Origin of the sequence: Chryseobacterium tongliaonense, from assembly GCF_041224435.1 — a bacterium.
Classification (GTDB): Bacteria; Bacteroidota; Bacteroidia; order Flavobacteriales; family Weeksellaceae; genus Chryseobacterium; species Chryseobacterium tongliaoense.
Window position 1 is genome coordinate 170,649 of the sequence record NZ_JBGFFD010000006.1, and the last position, 16,442, is coordinate 187,090.

14 protein-coding genes are annotated in these 16,442 nt (G+C 36.7%); 8 read left to right on the forward strand and 6 right to left on the reverse strand.

The features are described 5' to 3' along the window. The 7 genes from AB8P06_RS14055 to apaG all read left to right on the forward strand — a co-directional run bounded on the left by AB8P06_RS14055 (position 1) and on the right by apaG (position 10,085). Positions 1 to 1,407, forward strand: a complete 1,407-nt coding sequence (locus tag AB8P06_RS14055) for a glycogen synthase (protein ID WP_369842681.1) — start codon at positions 1 to 3, stop codon at positions 1,405 to 1,407. Between the two features lie 181 nt (positions 1,408 to 1,588). Continuing rightward, complete coding sequence (locus AB8P06_RS14060; RefSeq protein ID WP_369842682.1) at positions 1,589 to 2,857, forward strand: glucose-1-phosphate adenylyltransferase; 1,269 nt, start codon at positions 1,589 to 1,591, stop codon at positions 2,855 to 2,857. A gap of 257 nt (positions 2,858 to 3,114) precedes the next feature. Further along, the gene (locus AB8P06_RS14065) at positions 3,115 to 4,272 is read left to right on the forward strand and encodes a hypothetical protein (RefSeq protein WP_369842684.1); all 1,158 of its coding nucleotides are present in this window, start codon (positions 3,115 to 3,117) and stop codon (positions 4,270 to 4,272) included. 60 nt (positions 4,273 to 4,332) lie between these two features. Next, positions 4,333 to 5,373 (forward strand): SRPBCC family protein, encoded by a 1,041-nt coding sequence (locus AB8P06_RS14070; RefSeq protein ID WP_369842686.1) that lies wholly within the window; start codon positions 4,333 to 4,335, stop codon positions 5,371 to 5,373. 123 nt (positions 5,374 to 5,496) lie between these two features. Further along, positions 5,497 to 8,313, forward strand: coding sequence for a 2-oxoglutarate dehydrogenase E1 component (locus tag AB8P06_RS14075; protein ID WP_369842687.1), 2,817 nt, complete (start codon positions 5,497 to 5,499; stop codon positions 8,311 to 8,313). A gap of 40 nt (positions 8,314 to 8,353) precedes the next feature. Beyond that, positions 8,354 to 9,613 carry a 2-oxoglutarate dehydrogenase complex dihydrolipoyllysine-residue succinyltransferase gene (gene odhB, locus AB8P06_RS14080; RefSeq protein ID WP_369842689.1) on the forward strand — a complete coding sequence of 420 codons (1,260 nt, stop codon included), beginning with the start codon at positions 8,354 to 8,356 and terminating at the stop codon, positions 9,611 to 9,613. 82 nt (positions 9,614 to 9,695) lie between these two features. After that, positions 9,696 to 10,085: a Co2+/Mg2+ efflux facilitator ApaG/CorD gene (apaG, locus tag AB8P06_RS14085; RefSeq protein ID WP_369842691.1), complete on the forward strand. Its 390-nt coding sequence runs from the start codon at positions 9,696 to 9,698 to the stop codon at positions 10,083 to 10,085. 51 nt (positions 10,086 to 10,136) lie between these two features. On the opposite strand, the gene AB8P06_RS14090 is transcribed toward apaG, so the two are convergent. The 3 genes from AB8P06_RS14090 to AB8P06_RS14100 all read right to left on the reverse strand — a co-directional run bounded on the left by AB8P06_RS14090 (position 10,137) and on the right by AB8P06_RS14100 (position 12,719). Then, positions 10,137 to 10,691, reverse strand: a complete 555-nt coding sequence (locus tag AB8P06_RS14090) for a 3'-5' exonuclease (protein WP_369842692.1) — start codon at positions 10,689 to 10,691, stop codon at positions 10,137 to 10,139. A 155-nt stretch (positions 10,692 to 10,846) separates the two neighbouring features. Next, a complete protein-coding gene (locus AB8P06_RS14095; protein WP_369842693.1) occupies positions 10,847 to 11,827 on the reverse strand; it encodes a glycosyltransferase family 2 protein in 981 nt (326 codons plus the stop codon). Positions 11,828 to 11,831: 4 nt separating this feature from the next. Next, positions 11,832 to 12,719 (reverse strand): lysophospholipid acyltransferase family protein, encoded by an 888-nt coding sequence (locus AB8P06_RS14100; protein ID WP_369842694.1) that lies wholly within the window; start codon positions 12,717 to 12,719, stop codon positions 11,832 to 11,834. Positions 12,720 to 12,798: 79 nt separating this feature from the next. On the opposite strand from AB8P06_RS14100, the gene AB8P06_RS14105 reads away from it, so the two are divergent. After that, positions 12,799 to 13,371, forward strand: a complete 573-nt coding sequence (locus tag AB8P06_RS14105; protein WP_369842696.1) for a thioredoxin family protein — start codon at positions 12,799 to 12,801, stop codon at positions 13,369 to 13,371. Between the two features lie 30 nt (positions 13,372 to 13,401). On the opposite strand, the gene AB8P06_RS14110 is transcribed toward AB8P06_RS14105, so the two are convergent. From AB8P06_RS14110 to AB8P06_RS14120, 3 genes are read right to left on the reverse strand one after another with little or no spacing between them, the layout of a single operon-like run. Continuing rightward, the gene (locus tag AB8P06_RS14110) at positions 13,402 to 14,763 is read right to left on the reverse strand and encodes an aldehyde dehydrogenase (RefSeq protein WP_369842697.1); all 1,362 of its coding nucleotides are present in this window, start codon (positions 14,761 to 14,763) and stop codon (positions 13,402 to 13,404) included. A 42-nt stretch (positions 14,764 to 14,805) separates the two neighbouring features. Beyond that, complete coding sequence (locus tag AB8P06_RS14115; RefSeq protein WP_369842699.1) at positions 14,806 to 15,936, reverse strand: MFS transporter; 1,131 nt, start codon at positions 15,934 to 15,936, stop codon at positions 14,806 to 14,808. Beyond that, a complete protein-coding gene (locus AB8P06_RS14120) occupies positions 15,918 to 16,367 on the reverse strand; it encodes a hypothetical protein (RefSeq protein ID WP_369842701.1) in 450 nt (149 codons plus the stop codon). The genes AB8P06_RS14115 and AB8P06_RS14120 overlap by 19 nt, the downstream gene beginning before the upstream one ends. Between the last annotated feature and the right edge of the window lie 75 nt (positions 16,368 to 16,442).

Here is a 16,442-nt window from a genome sequence, read left to right on the forward strand (position 1 = left end):
ATGATTATTTATCATCTCAGTACGGAATGTTATCCGGTGGCGAAAGTAGGAGGTCTGGCAGATGTGGTAGGAGCATTGCCTAAGTATCAGAATAAAATAAAAGGTATAGATGCCAAGGTAGTGATGCCCTGGTACAATAAATCTTTTGTTTATGATCATGAGTTTGACATTGTTTTTGATGGCTTTATTCATCAGGGACCGAATATGCTCCAGGTTCAGGTTCTGAAAGAGAAAACCGATGCTTTAGGTTTTGAGTTGTATATGGTAAGGGTTCCCGGACTTTTAGACAGGGATAATCCTTATGGCTATGATGATGAAAGTTTTCAGTTTCTGGCTTTTCAGCATGGTGCTTTACATTGGCTGAGCGCGATGGAGATCCGTCCGGATATTTTACACTGCCACGATTATCATACCGGGTTGGTTCCTTTTATGATAGAGCACTGTTATGAATTCAAATTTCTGAAAGGTGTAAAAACGATCGGAACAATCCATAACGGAGAATATCAGGGAATGATGAGCTGGAATATGGCCAATTATATGCCGTCTTTTGATGCCTATAAATGGGGATTGCTGGATTGGAACGGATTAATTAACCCGCTGGCAAGCATGATCAAATGTTCCAATGCTTTTACAACGGTTTCAGAAGGATACCTGGAAGAGCTTTTTATCAGTTTTAAAGGCCTTGAAAGCCTGGTACGTGAAGAATTCAGTAAAGCATACGGAATTATCAACGGGATTGATGCCGAAGTCTGGAATCCGGAAGCAGATCCTATGCTGGATTTTAATTTTACGATTAAAAATGCGGTAGAGCAGAAAAAGAAAAATAAAGATAAGCTTTGTAAAGAATATGGTTTAAAACCGGATCTTCCTTTGTTTGCTTTCATCGGAAGGTTTGCAACGGAAAAAGGGGCAGATTTGCTTCCCGACGTTGTGTGGAAGAGTATAAAACAGAGTTATGGTGCTTTAAATATTATGATCCTTGGATCTGGAAACTCTTATATAGAAAACAAACTGAAAGAATATGACTATTACTACAGCAATTTTGCTTTAGACGTAGGATATAAAGAATATCTTTCCCATAAAATATATGCTTCGGCAGACTTTTTATTAATGCCGTCAAGAGTAGAACCTTGCGGGCTGAATCAGATGTACTCGATGAGGTACGGAACCATTCCTGTAGTAAGATATACAGGAGGATTGAGAGATACGGTGGAAGATATTTCAACGGGAGGCGCAGGATTGAATTTTACCTATCCCGGCGTCGATGATATCGTCCATGCGATGAACAGAGGGATAAGCCTTTATCAGGATAAAGATAGAATGGAAAACCTTATTTATGCCAATATGAAATTTGATTTTGCATGGGAGAAGTCGGCAGCCAAATATATAGCGCTTTACAATAAGTAAAATGCTGAGGCAGGCTTTTCTCTTTTCATAATGATGGTGATTCCTGTAGAAAGAAATAAGGTTTATATGAAGTTGTAGTTTATAATGAGAATCTGAAAGCAGAAAATAAAGAATGTTTCAGGATGTAGACAGATATTAAAAACAGAAAAGTAAACTTAATCAATAAAATGCAATTATAGATATGAAACGCAATGTTATTTCCATTGTTTTAGGCGGAGGCAGAGGCACAAGGCTTTTTCCATTGACCTATTCAAGATCCAAGCCGGCAGTTCCTATAGCCGGAAAATACAGATTGGTAGATATTCCTATTTCAAACTGCCTCAATTCAGGTTTGAATAAAATTCTCGTGTTAACACAGTTTAATTCGGCCTCTTTAAATTCACATATTAAAAACTCCTATCACTTTGATATCTTCAGCAAGGGTTTTGTAGATATTCTTGCTGCCGAGCAGAATGTAGAGAATGATAATTGGTACCAGGGAACGGCAGATGCGGTACGCCAATCGATGAAGCATCTTGAAAAGTATGATTACGATTATATTTTAATTCTTTCCGGTGACCAGCTTTACCAGATGGATTTCAGGGAAATGCTGGATTTCCATATCGAAAAAGGTGGTGATGTTACCATTGCGACCATTCCGGTGAATGCCAAAGATGCTACAGGTTTTGGGATTTTAAGTTCGGATGATGAAGGAAATATCACATCATTTGTTGAAAAGCCGGGCTATGATCTTCTCAGAGACCTTAAATCTGAAGTTTCTGAAGAAAATAAACATGCCGGAAAAGAATATCTGGCCTCAATGGGAATTTATATTTTCACCAGAAGCATCCTTAAAAAGATGTTTGACGAGGGAGCAGGAGATGATTTCGGAAAAGATATTATCCCGAATTCGATAGGGAAGTACACCACTTTAAGCTATCAGTATGAAGGCTACTGGACAGATATTGGGACCATCGAGTCTTTTTACGAAGCCAATTTAGATTTGTGCCAGGATTTCCCGCAGTTTAATTTATTCTCTTCATCACCCATTTATACGAGAGCAAGAATGCTTCCCCCATCAAAAATCAATGGCTCTTATGTAAGTAAAGCCGTTTTTGGAGATGGCTGCATCATTATGGCAGATAAAATTGAAAACTCTGTGATTGGAAACAGAACAAGAATAGACAAAGGAAGCACCATCGTCAACTCCTATGTGATGGGTGCGGATTTCTACCAGAATACTACCGAAATTGTGCTGAATGACAGAAACGGTCGTCCTAATATGGGAATCGGGAAATACTGTTATATAGAAAAAGCGATTCTCGATAAAAACTGCTACATCGGGGACAATGTAAGAATCATTGGCGGAAAACACCTGCCGGATGGTGATTTCGGAACCCATTCCGTACAGGATGGTATTGTAGTGGTGAAGAAAGGTGCCGTGCTGCCTCCGGGAACTCATATCGGGTAAAATGAAGATATAGTTTTATTCTATATCCTTATTCTTAAAAAAATAGCTCATTGAGATTTTAAGAACATCAACAATTTTCATGAGATAAAAAAATAGAAAGAGGTATCAATACTTCTTTCTATTTTTTGTGATTTGAGAAATTTATATATCTACGATAATGGCAAGTTCTTTTTGTGTAACACTCCTTTGCCGGCACTAGTTCCTGAAGTCTGTTTACAAAACAATAAAATAAAGTCTCTATAAGGAGGCTTGTCTAAATGATGAAACAAATATTATTTTTTTCAGTTTTTATATCTGTTCATTTTAATTCTCAGGCTATTAAAGATTCAATTTTTGGTAAGTCTAAATTAGTGAAAGAATATGTAGTTTTTCTGAATAATTCTGGTCCATTTACTTTTATGGAAGGTGATGATGAGTACGGGCATGCCACAATTATGAAACCTGAAAATTTAAGAAAAAGTATGGCCGGTTCTTGGTTTGAAACAGACTTTTGTCGATATATAAACAATGAAACATATTATAATAAAAATCGAAATATTATAAAAGAAACCTGGTACTACAAATCCGGAAAAATTGTTGATGACTATGTTTATACATATGATAATTTGAATAGATTGATTACAAAAAAATCTAAAAATGATTATTCAGAAAGTACTTATCGTTTTTTTTATGATAAGAATAGTGGAATAGTAAAGTTTCGCGAATATTATTCTAAATGGAAAGATGAACACATGAAAAAATATGTGAATAATTCTGAAAGTTTTAAACCTTTATTCGTTACAGAATTTGATACAATTACAAAGACAGACAGTATTTTTGCAATTACAAACAATATTTGGAAAAAAATAGGTAATGGCTATAGTGAAGGTAAAGACTCTATTTATCATAAGAAATTAAGTATGATAAAAGTATATGATAATCTGTATAGAGTAATTGAAGAGAAATATTTTAATTATAAGGATGATTATCAAAATAAAAAAATATATTTAAGCAGACATCTTAAATATGAGTATGATAACTCTGGAAATGTGACACGGCAAACTGACTTTAAAGATGGGAAAATCTCCTCTTATGTTATATATGAAAATGGTAAAATAATCAAAGAAGAAAGTATTGATGATGATGGAAAAAAAAATTATACTATTTATACATATACTAAAGATCAAAAATTACAGCAAAGAACAATTTATTATAAGGGAAAAGTTTGGCATGATGTAAAGTTCGAATATAAAGATAATTATATAAGCAAATTGTATTATTTGGACAAATTTGGACGACAGGAACAAAAGGTAGAACCAACAATAATCACTTTCAAATATATCTTTGACAAACAAAAAAACTGGAAAGAAGTTATTAAGAATGTAAACGGAAAAGATTTGTATAAGTGGGTCAGAGAAATCGAATATTATAAATAAATTACCTATCAAAGTGACCAACATATTGGTCACTTTTTTTATTTGTATTACTTTTGTGCGATGCGTTTTTTTAAAATCATAGCCGTAATTATTCTCTTACTGGTAGGTGCCTATGCACTTTCCATGTATTATTTTGTGGAAGAAAGCAAAAATTTTAAAATAGAAAAAGAGATAGATTATCCCGTGGATAAAGTCTTTTCCCAATTTAATAATTTGCAGAATTTCACACGCTGGAATAATTTTTTTAAGAGCTCCCAGTCGATAGATATCGATTATTATACCCCGTATGAAGGGCAGGGAAGTGCCATAAGCTATGTTGATTCCAAAAAAGATACCAATGGCGAAATGTTTATCCGCTACGAAAACCCAAATGCTACCCTAAGATACCAGCTTTTTGAAGACAGAAATGAAAATCCGACTTTGGTGGATGTAAAATTCAAAGCTTTGTCTGCAGAAAAAACGAAAATCACCTGGTATGTGCATACCCCAAAATTATCAGTATTAAGAAGAGTGGAAAACTTCTGGACGGAAGACCGGTTTGCTGAGAATATAGATAAAAGCATGGTAAACCTGAAGAATGTTTTAGGAAATAAAGTGGAGAAAGACAACCAGATGGCTGCAATTAAATACGACAGTCTGATGGTGGAAAATGAAGAAGAAAAATTACTGCTGGGAATCAATGTAAGCACCTCCAACAAGAAAGATGCATTGTATAAGAACATTGTGATGAATTACAATAAAGTGTACAACTATGTAACGATGGATCTTGGCAAAAAAGATGACGAATTCGGTTTTCCGGTAATGATTACGGATGCTGACAATTATAAGGATAAAGAAGTGTCTTATTTCCTTGGAATTCCTTTATCTAAAAAGTTCGGCGTTACCGATAATAATTTTAATTTCAGATCGGTAAATCCTACCCAGAATTACGTAATGTATTACAAAGGAAGCTACGAAGGAAGAGTGAAAGCAATTCAGCAGCTGATCCAAAAAGCTAAGAAAGATGAAATGCGTTTCGGGGATATCCGCCAGACTTTTATTGAGCGCCCGATGGAAGATCAGAATGTGAATGTGAAGCTCTCTTTATCCGTCTTTAAGTAAATTCTTGGAAATTATTTCTTTTGGCTTTTTTTTAATAGTTTGAGACTGTCCCAAGTCGGTTTTTTTTATTAAATTTGAAGATTAATTCTACAAACAAAATTTAATAATAGATAAACTGTAATAATGGACAGATTTTCATTCCTAAACGCAGCTCATTCTCAGTTAATTGAGGATTTATACCAACAGTACTTAAAATTCCCGGATTCTTTAGAACCATCATGGAAAGCCTTCTTTCAAGGCTTCGATTTTGCTTTGGAGAACTACGGGGATGATGATAACATCCAATATATCCAAGCTCCGGCTAATTCTGCCCCGGCAGTACAGCAAATATCTCAGGCGGTATCAAACGGTGAGGTTCCTGAGCATATCAAGAAAGAATTTAAGGTAGTAAACCTTATCGAAGCCTACAGAACGAGAGGGCACCTGTTTACAAAAACAAACCCGGTAAGAGAAAGAAGACATTATACGCCGACTTTAGACATCGAAAACTTCGGTCTTAGTAACGAAGATTTAAATACGAAATTCAACTGTGCCGTTGAAACAGGTATGAAAGAGCCTGCAACGCTGAAGGATCTTATCACTCACCTGGAAAACATCTACTGTGATTCTATCGGGGTAGAATATACCTATATCAACAATGTTGAAGAAAAAGACTTCATCAAAAAATGGTTACAGGTAAACGAAAACCATCCGAGCCTTTCCGCTAATGAAAAAACTGAAATCTTATTGAAGTTGAATCAGGCGGTAGCTTTTGAAAACTATCTTCACACAAAATTTGTGGGACAAAAAAGATTCTCGCTGGAAGGAGGGGAAACATTAATTCCTGCTTTGGATCAGCTGATTTCAAGATCTTCCCAACTGGGAGTGAATGAAGTGGTTTTAGGGATGGCACACAGAGGAAGGCTGAATGTATTGTCAAATATTTTCGGGAAATCTTACAAACAGATCTTCTCGGAATTTGAAGGAAAAGAATTCGAAGAAGATGTATTTTCCGGTGACGTTAAATATCACCTGGGATCTTCTAAAAAAATACAGACTGCTTCCGGAGAAGAGGTTGCTATCAACCTTACTCCGAACCCGTCTCACCTTGAAACAGTAGCTGCCTTAGTAGAAGGAATCTGCCGTGCAAAAGTAGATGATAAATATAAAGGAGATTACTCTAAAATTTTACCGATCGTGATTCACGGTGACGGTGCCATTGCAGGGCAGGGTATTGCTTATGAAGTGGCACAGATGATGACCCTGGAAGGATACAGAACAGGAGGAACTGTTCATATCGTGGTAAACAACCAGGTTTCATTTACCACCAACTACGCAGATGCGAGATCTTCAACATACTGTACAGACATTGCAAAAGTTACGGAATCTCCTGTAATGCACGTAAATGCAGACGATGCTGAAGCAGTGGTACACGCTATTCACTTTGCTGCTGATTTCAGAGCGAAATTCGGAAAAGATGTTTATATCGATCTGTTAGGATACAGAAAATATGGTCATAACGAAGGAGATGAACCAAGATTTACGCAGCCTAACCTATACAAACTGATCTCAAAACACCCGAATCCAAGAGAGATTTATAAAGATAAATTAATCAACGACAGCGTAGTTTCTAACGATATCCTTAAAAAAATGGAAACAGATTTCAAAGCTCTTTTAGATAAAGACTTTGATGCTTCCAAAGAAATCGAGAAAAACGTAATGGATCTGTTTATGGCGGAAGACTGGACGAATTATCCCATCGGAAAGAGAGGAGCAGTTCAGCTACCGGTAGATACAAAATATGATGCAGCAAAACTGAAAGAGCTGGCAATTAAAATGTCAACACTTCCGGCTGATAAAAAATTCATCAATAAAATTACAAGGCTTTTCGAAAACCGTATCAAGGCAATCGAAGGAAATTCATTAGACTGGGCTTTAGGAGAATGGCTGGCTTATGCTACATTGCTTACTGAAGGGCACAACATCAGAATTTCCGGAGAGGATGTGGAAAGAGGTACATTCTCTCACAGACATGCTGTGGTAAAAACAGAAGATACGGAAGAAGAATATATCCCGTTAAGACACGTTTCAGAAAGCAGATTTGATGTGTTCAACTCTCACCTTTCAGAATACGGGGTTTTAGGATTTGATTACGGATACGCAATGGCTTCTCCCAATACATTAACCATCTGGGAAGCTCAGTTCGGTGACTTTGTAAACGGAGCTCAGATCATTGTTGACCAATACCTGGCTGCGGCAGAAGAAAAATGGAAAATCCAGGACGGATTGGTAATGCTGTTGCCTCACGGTTCGGAAGGACAGGGAGCAGAGCACTCTTCAGCAAGACTGGAAAGATTCTTAACACTTTGTGCCAATGAAAATATGGTAGTAGCCAATATCACTTCGCCTGCCAACTATTTCCACTTACTAAGAAGACAGTTGAAATGGACGTTCAGAAAACCGTTGGTTGTCATGAGTCCGAAATCTTTATTAAGACATCCGAAAGTAGTTTCTCCACTGGAAGATTTCTCAAACGGAGGTTTCCAGCCGATCTTGGACGATCCTACTGCAGATCCTAAAAAAGTAGAAAAATTAGTTCTTTGTTCAGGTAAATTATACTTCGAGTTATTAGCGAAAAAAGAAGAATTAAACTGTGAAAATATTGCATTGGTAAGATTCGAGCAGCTATATCCGCTTCAGGCAGATGCTATAGAAGCGATCTTCAGCAAATACGAAAACAGAAAACAACTGGTGTGGGCTCAGGAAGAGCCTGAAAACATGGGAGCTTGGTCTTTCATCTTAAGAAACTTCAGAGATACGGGAATCCAGGTGATTGCTCCTGTACCAAGCGGTGCTCCGGCTCCGGGAAGTCATAAAATGTTTGAGAAAAACCAGAATGCGGTAATCAACAGAGTTTTTGACAGAGATGATGCTCCTGCAAAAAGACCTGTAACAGCTTAATTATAAATAATATTCAATTAAAAAATAAAAAATACTCAATATGTCAATTTTAGAAATGAAAGTTCCTTCACCGGGCGAATCAATTACAGAAGTTGAAATTGCAACTTGGCTTGTAAAAGATGGTGATTATGTAGAAAAAGATCAACCTATCGCTGAGGTAGACTCAGACAAAGCAACTCTTGAATTGCCTGCAGAACAAAGTGGTGTTATCACTTTAAAAGCAGAAGAAGGTGATGTGGTACAAGTAGGCCAGGTAGTTTGTTTAATTGATATGGATGCTGCCAGACCGGAAGGTGCGGCTGCTCCTGCTGCTGAAGCTCCTAAACAAGAAGAGGCTCCCAAAGCTGCCGAACCGGCAAAACAGGAAGCTCCAAAACCTGCGGCACAACCGGCTGCAGCTACTCAAACCTATGCAACCGGAGCTCCGTCTCCTGCAGCTAAGAAAATCCTTGATGAAAAAGGAATTGAATCAGGGCAGGTTTCAGGATCAGGAAGAGATGGCAGAATTACTAAAACAGATGCAGAATTGGCTGCAGTTCCTGCATTGGGAGGAAGCCCGTTCACCGCAACAGGTGCAAGATCTACCACTACGACTAAACTTTCAGTTTTAAGAAGAAAAATTGCTCAGAGATTAGTTTCTGTAAAGAACGAAACAGCAATGTTGACGACTTTCAACGAAGTTGATATGTCTGAAATCTTCAGATTAAGAAAGCAATATAAAGAAGAATTTGCTCAAAAGCACGGAGTTGGACTTGGTTTCATGTCTTTCTTTACAAAAGCAGTTACAAGAGCATTACAAATGTATCCTGATGTAAATGCATCAATCGATGGAGATTTCAAAATTAACTATGATTTCTGCGATATTTCAATTGCAGTTTCAGGCCCTAAAGGATTAATGGTTCCGGTATTGAGAAATGCTGAAAACATGTCTTTTAGCGGAATTGAAGCTAATATTAAAGATCTTGCCACAAAAGTAAGAGACGGTAAAATCACAGTTGACGAAATGACCGGCGGTACTTTCACAATTACAAACGGAGGTACATTCGGATCTATGATGTCTACACCGATCATCAACCCGCCACAATCTGCGATCTTAGGAATGCACAATATCATCCAGAGACCGGTTGCCGTGGACGGACAGGTGGTAATCAGACCAATGATGTACGTAGCAATGTCTTACGACCACAGAATTATCGACGGTAAAGAATCTGTAGGATTCCTTGTTGCGGTAAAAGAAGGTATCGATAATCCTGTTGAAATATTAATGGGAGGTGATGAAAGAAAAGGTCTTGGATTATAAGTTTTTAATAAAATTATAATATAAATGTACAATCTCGCCTCTAAAAAGGCGAGATTTTTGTATATATTTAAGAAATACTAAGATGATGTTCTCAAAAATAACTTCCAATATCAGAGTTTCAGTGATTCCTGAATATGATAGTAAAAACAGTTACCCATCAGAAAATCGTTACGTTTTTAAATACAACATCACGATTGAAAATGACGGTGATTTTCCCATAAAAGTGTTGAAAAGAAAATGGCTGATTTTTGACGTCGGATTCGGATACACAGAGATTATAGGCGACGGAGTAATCGGTCTAACTCCCGAAATTCAGAAAAGCGAAAATTTTGCTTATTTTTCCAATGTAATGCTTCGTTCCGGAGTAGGGAATATGAGCGGAAAATACCTTGTAAAAAACATGGATACCCAGGAAAATTTTGAGATTGATATCCCGAAATTCAACCTGTTGTCTGAAGTTTTAAGCAATTAAATTATTGTACAAAGTAAAATGTACAATGTATTCATGACGTGGGATTAAACTTTAAAGTTTTTTAATCTTTAGTTTCATTACATCCGAAATTTCTTCATTGCTGCTGAGGAATAGTTTTTCAAAAGCCAGTAGAGAAATTTTGGCACATACTTCTGCATCATCACCGGCTCTGTGATGGTTGAATTTGATCTGATGATATTCAGCCAGATGTTTCAATCCGTATTTAGGAAGGTAATTCCATGATTTTTTAGCCAGTTGAATGCTGCACAGGTAATCAATTTTTGGAGTAAACATTCCATAATGATCCAGGCAGCCCTTTAAAACCCCGGCATCAAAACTGGCGTTATGGGCAATCATTAAAGTTCCGTACATCATGTCTTCTATCTCATACCAGATTTCATCGAAAGTAGGAGCATCCTTTACATCTTCAGGTAAAATACCATGAACATCGATATTATACTGACTGAAAAAAGGAAAACTGGGCGGTTTGATCAGCCAGGTTTTCGTTTCCACAATCACAGAATTCTGCACAACACAGACTCCAACCTCACAAGCTGAGCTTCTTGCGTTGGTTGCCGTTTCAAAATCTATTGCACAGAAATCCATTTTTTTAATAAGTTATGAGTTAAATTATGAGTTATAAGTTTTGAATTATGAGTGATGAGTTTGGAATTAAGAAGTTTAATGTAAGAAACTTTATTTAATTTCAGAAATACTATCCTAATCCCTAATCCCTAATCCCTAAATCCTAAATCCTTGTCCTAATTCCTGCCACCTAAAAAATGCCTGAAAATAAGCCATTTCGATTGGTAAAACCGATTCTTCTGATGTTTCTGACGAAGCTTCAAAGTTCCCGGAAGCTGGCCATAAAAACCAAAATGTGCTCTTACCACTGCCCAGAGATGTGGAAACCCGTTTTTTACTCCGAAATAAATTCCTGCTACACCGTCTAAGCAAAGCCTGAAAAAGATAAGCCAGATCAGTTGTGGAAAAGGAAGGTTCTTCAGCATCATCGAAAGATTATTCCGGATGTTTAAATACGTTTTTTGAGGACTTTGCTTATTTAAAGTTCCGCCGCCTACATGATATACCCTGGATTTTCCGGTATAATAAATCTTTTTTCCTGTATTGATCAGTCGCCAGCACAGATCTATTTCTTCCTGATGGGCAAAAAATCTTTCATCAAAACCGTTTTGTTCACAAAAATCTTTTGAACGGATAAAAAAGCAACATCCCGAAGCCCAGAAAATTTCTGTCTCATCATCATACTGCCCATGATCTTCTTCAAGGTCATCAAACACACGGCCCCTGCAATACGGGTATCCCAGATTGTCAATCAAACCGCCACCGGCTCCTGCAAATTCAAAGAAATTTGGATTATGGTAAGATAATATTTTGGGTTGGATTGCTAAAATTTCCGGATCTTTTTCAAATAAATCCAAAACCGGTTCTATCCAGTTTTCCGTTACTTCAACATCAGAATTTAAAAGACAATAGTATTCTGCCTCAATATGCTTTAAGCCTTCATTATATCCTCCTGCAAAACCGTAGTTTTTATTATTTCTTACTGTTTTCACAGATGGAAAGTGAGCATTCAGGTATGCTACAGAATCATCAGTAGAAAGGTTGTCAATAACGTAAATATCCGCATTCTGAGAAAAACGGATTACATTGGGAAGGAACTTTTCAAGCCAGCTTTTACCATTCCAGTTTAATATGACAACTGCTAATTTTTTTGACATGGAATCATCTGTTTTTTTCTGAATCATATGATTTTATGGAATCCTGATATTTCCATTTTCTGTGTGACCAAAGATAATTGTCGGGGTGTTTGTGCAAAGTATTTTCCAGTAACTTATGGAATTTTTTTACGACTTCATTTTCCACAAATTTTTCACCATCCGGATAGATTCTGTGATAATTGACCTGGTAAAACCCGCGCTTTACTTTTTTCATTTCACAATAAATAAAAATCAGATCCATGCGGGTCGCCAGTTTATCATAACCAATAAAAACAGGAGTCCTCTGATTAAGAAATTCCAACCCATAATTTACGTGTGAGACATGAGGCGTCTGATCTGCAACAAACATATAAACAGAATCTCCGTTGTTTTTATTTCTGAAAATATTAAGGATTACTTCATTAGCTTCCAATGCTTCATTCCCGAATTTATTCCGCACTTTTTTCATCTGGTTTTCCCAGAACTCACTGTTTACTTTTCTATAGACCGGATGACAGTGATCCTGAGGGATAATTTTTGCCAAAGCATTGATCCATTCCCAATTAAAAACATGGCCTGCCAGTAAAATGATATTTTTGCCTTCTTTTTTAGCTTCGTGAAACAGTTCCTGATTAATGTGCTGCATCCTTACTCTTGATTCCGTTTCGGAAATGCTGAAAGATTTTACGGTTTCCACAAGATAATCCGAGAAATTAAGATAGAATTTTTTGGTAATTGCCCTGATTTCCTTATCAGATTTTTCAGGGAATGAGTTGCGTAAGTTTTGCGTAATTACATTCTTTCTGTAGCCGACGATATAATAATTCAAAAAGAAAATAATATCCGAGAAAATATATAATATTTTGAGCGGAAGCTTAGAAATCAGGTATAGTATTTTGATCAGAAAATTCATAAAACAGGCAAATTTAGTGATAAAAAAAATATGGTTTCATTTTTGTAGACAATAACTAATATTTTTTTAATTTTATAGTATGAAAAAATTATCAATTTTAGCTTTCCTGGCATTAGGAACGGTTGTTTTTTCGCAAGAAGTGAAAAGAGCTCCTGAAGATAAAAACTCCGGAGATAAAGCGTTGCTTGTAAAAACCGATGCTGCAGAATTGGAAGCGAAAAAGAAAGCTGCTGAGGAAAAGACTAAACTACCGAAACCTTATGATCCTAAAGCAGACGCGCAGAAAGATATCAATGATTTAATAGCTAAGGCTAAGAAGGAAAATAAAAACATTCTTATTCAGGCCGGCGGAAACTGGTGTATCTGGTGTCTGAGATTCAACCAGTTTGTACAGACAACTCCTGAATTAAAAGATATTGTTGACAAGAATTATTTGTATTATCATTTGAATTATTCTCCGGATAATAAAAATGAGAAAATTTTTGCCCAATATGGAAATCCGGGAGATAAGTTTGGGTATCCTGTTTTTATCCTGTTGGATAAGAATGGTAAAATGATTCACGTTCAGCAAAGTGATGTGCTCGAAGAAGGTAAAGGTTACAGTAAAGAAAAAGTAAAAGAATTTTTCAACAGCTGGACTCCAAAATCATAAATTAAAACCGGGAAATTCCCGGTTTATTTTTTATAGAAATCTTTTAATCCAATGTAGTTTTTTTTCAGAATAAGGCGGATATTTAATATTCGGTTCTCCCCATGTTGCTTTTTCTAAAACAGGTTTCTGATGTGAAAAGGTTTCAAAACCGAATTTCCCGTGATAATTTCCGATCCCTGAATTTCCAATGCCACCAAAAGGGAGGTTTTCATTTCCCAAATGCATCACAACATCATTGATACAACCGCCACCGAAGGAAAGTTTTTGGGTGAAAGCTTCCTTTTCCTCAGAATTATTGGTAAACAGATAAGCGGAAAGCGGTTTTTCAAGTTCCAGCAAAGTGTTTAAAATATGATTAAAACTGACGTATGAAATCACAGGCAGGATAGGACCGAAAATTTCTTCCTTCATGACATCGTTTTCCCAGTCGATCTGGGTTAGAATTGTCGGCTCAATATATAATTGTTCCTGATCATAGTTTCCACCGAAATAAATGTTATCCTTGTTAATGAGTGCGATAAGCCGCTGAAAGTTCTTTTGGTTGATAATCCGTGTATAATTTTCGGAACCGGGTTCATATTTAAAGTCTTTGATGTATTTTCTTAGAGTCTCTAAAAACTGTTCCTGAACCGATTCTTCGATCAAGACATAATCGGGAGCCACACAGGTCTGGCCAGCATTCAGGAATTTTCCCCAGACAATCCGTTTGGCAGCTACATCCAGATTGGCATCTTTTGTAACAATAGCAGGGGATTTTCCGCCCAATTCCAATGTGACAGGGGTAAGATTTTGCGCTGCAGCCTGATAAACAATTTTACCGACCTTTGTGCTTCCCGTGAAAAATATTTTATCAAACCTCAGTTGTAAAAGCTCAGTTGTTTCATCAATTCCACCTTCGAAAACATACAGATATTCCGATGGAAAATTTTCATTGATGAGCTTTGACATTATTTTCATTGTATTTTCTGCAATTTCGCTGGGCTTTACAATACAGCAGTTTCCTGCGGCTAATGCAGCGATCATTGGCGAAAGAGATAGCTGATAAGGATAATTCCAGGCACCGATCACGAGTACGCAGCCTAAAGGTTCAGAATAAATCTTACTCTTTCCGATCTGATTGACGAGATTGGTTCTTACTTTTTTAGGTTTCGCAAGGGCTTTTAAATTATTCAGATAATACCTGATATCATTTAAAATAAAGGAAATCTCAGTGGTGAATGTATCGAATTCAGATTTACCGAAATCTTTATGAATGGCTTCATTTAATAAGCTTTGATTTTCAGTGATAAGATCTCTCAGTTTTTCAAGATACATTTTCCGGAACTTAAGGTTCTTTGTTTTCTGTGTTTTGAAAAACTCTTTCTGCCTGAACAGAACTTCCTGGATATTCATAAAACTAAATTTCAGAAAACACAGCAAATCTTTTGCCTAAAATCACATAATATTTCTTACAGCAATTCTTACAGGATGATAGAGTAATAAAAGTAAGGCCGTAATCAAAGCAAGCCAGAATAATCCGGTGAAAATTTCCATATTCGAAAGCAGGATCGACTGTGCCGAAATTTTTGCTTTAAATGCTCCTGTAGTGATAGATAAGGATTCATTAACCGGTAATTTGGCAATATTGGCTCCGAAAATCTGGTTCCATTGTGAATAAAAAACAGGATTGGTATCGGTAAACCGGGAGCTTAAAGTATCTGAATGTTTTAATGTTAAGAATAAGATCAGATTCTGCATCAATGCATATCCTATGGCGGTTGTCCAGAAACGGGTTGTGGTTCCCAAAGCGGTGGCATTGGCCACATATTCTTCAGGCATTCCGGAGATCAGGAAGAAAACCAGAGGAGTAAATAATAATCCCTGTGCAATCCCCTGTAAAAACAAAGGCGGACAAATTGTTGAAAGCGTGGTGTCCGGATAAAAAGTATAGGTGAACCAGGCACAGTCTACAGCCAGTAGTAAAAATCCGGTGAAGAAAACAATTCTTGAGGAAACACCTTTTACCAGACAGATTCCGGATAAAAAGACTCCTATAAGCGTTCCTGCAACATTCCAGTACTGAATATTGACAATATAATCCCATGGCCATTTCCAGACGGTTGCCATCACGCTGTAAACATTATTTAAACCGGAACGGATGAGATAGAAAATAAAGAATAAGAACATTCCGACAATGACATTTTTTGAACTGAAAACCTCAAAGTGGAAAAGTGGCCTCTTGGAATTTCTCTGTTTCAGCATAAATAAACCACCCGAAATAAGGAAAATAAATAAACACAGAATAATAACATCCGATTCAAACCACATCAGCCGTTTTCCGTAAATAATTGCATATCCTCCGGACTGCAGGCAAGCCCACAATAGAAACCAGCTTGGTATATCCAGCTGATACAATGGTTTTTTAGGGAAGAATCTGTTTCTGTTGAAAATAGCAATACCAATGATCAGAACAAAAATGTGGAAATAAACGATCATTAAAATCATATGCTGAAAATCATAATCTTCTATGCTTGATTTCAGGAAAGAGGTTGTAACGGTTCCTCCTGTCAGCATAATCGTGTACATAAAAGATAGGCAATTACCTTGGCGTGTTTTGTTTTTAATTCTGCAATAATTAAAGGCAGGAAAATAGCGCCTTCCAATAACCCGAAAATCCCTTCCAGAAAGCGGATCACCAGAATAACGTGATAGTCATGAGTGACCGATAAGATATAGAGAATAATAACGGAGACCGATGACATGAGCAGAACATAATACTTCACGCTGAAATAGGCCATAAATCTCTGTAAAACCAAAAGGGTAACCACAAAGGTCCCATACATCAAAATCATTAAGTATTGGATGTCATCTGAATCTACATCCATAAAAGAAGATGTGAAGGCGCTGTTTGAATGAAAGAGCGACAACAGCATCAGGTGGGGAAACAATGCCAATACAAGAAGCGGCAGTTTCAGCCATTGTGGTACCCATTTATGATATATTGTGTTATGTTGCATCTTTGACGAGTTATGAGTTATGAATTATGAGTTATGAATTATGAGTTATGAATTATGAATTGAAGGTTGAAGTTG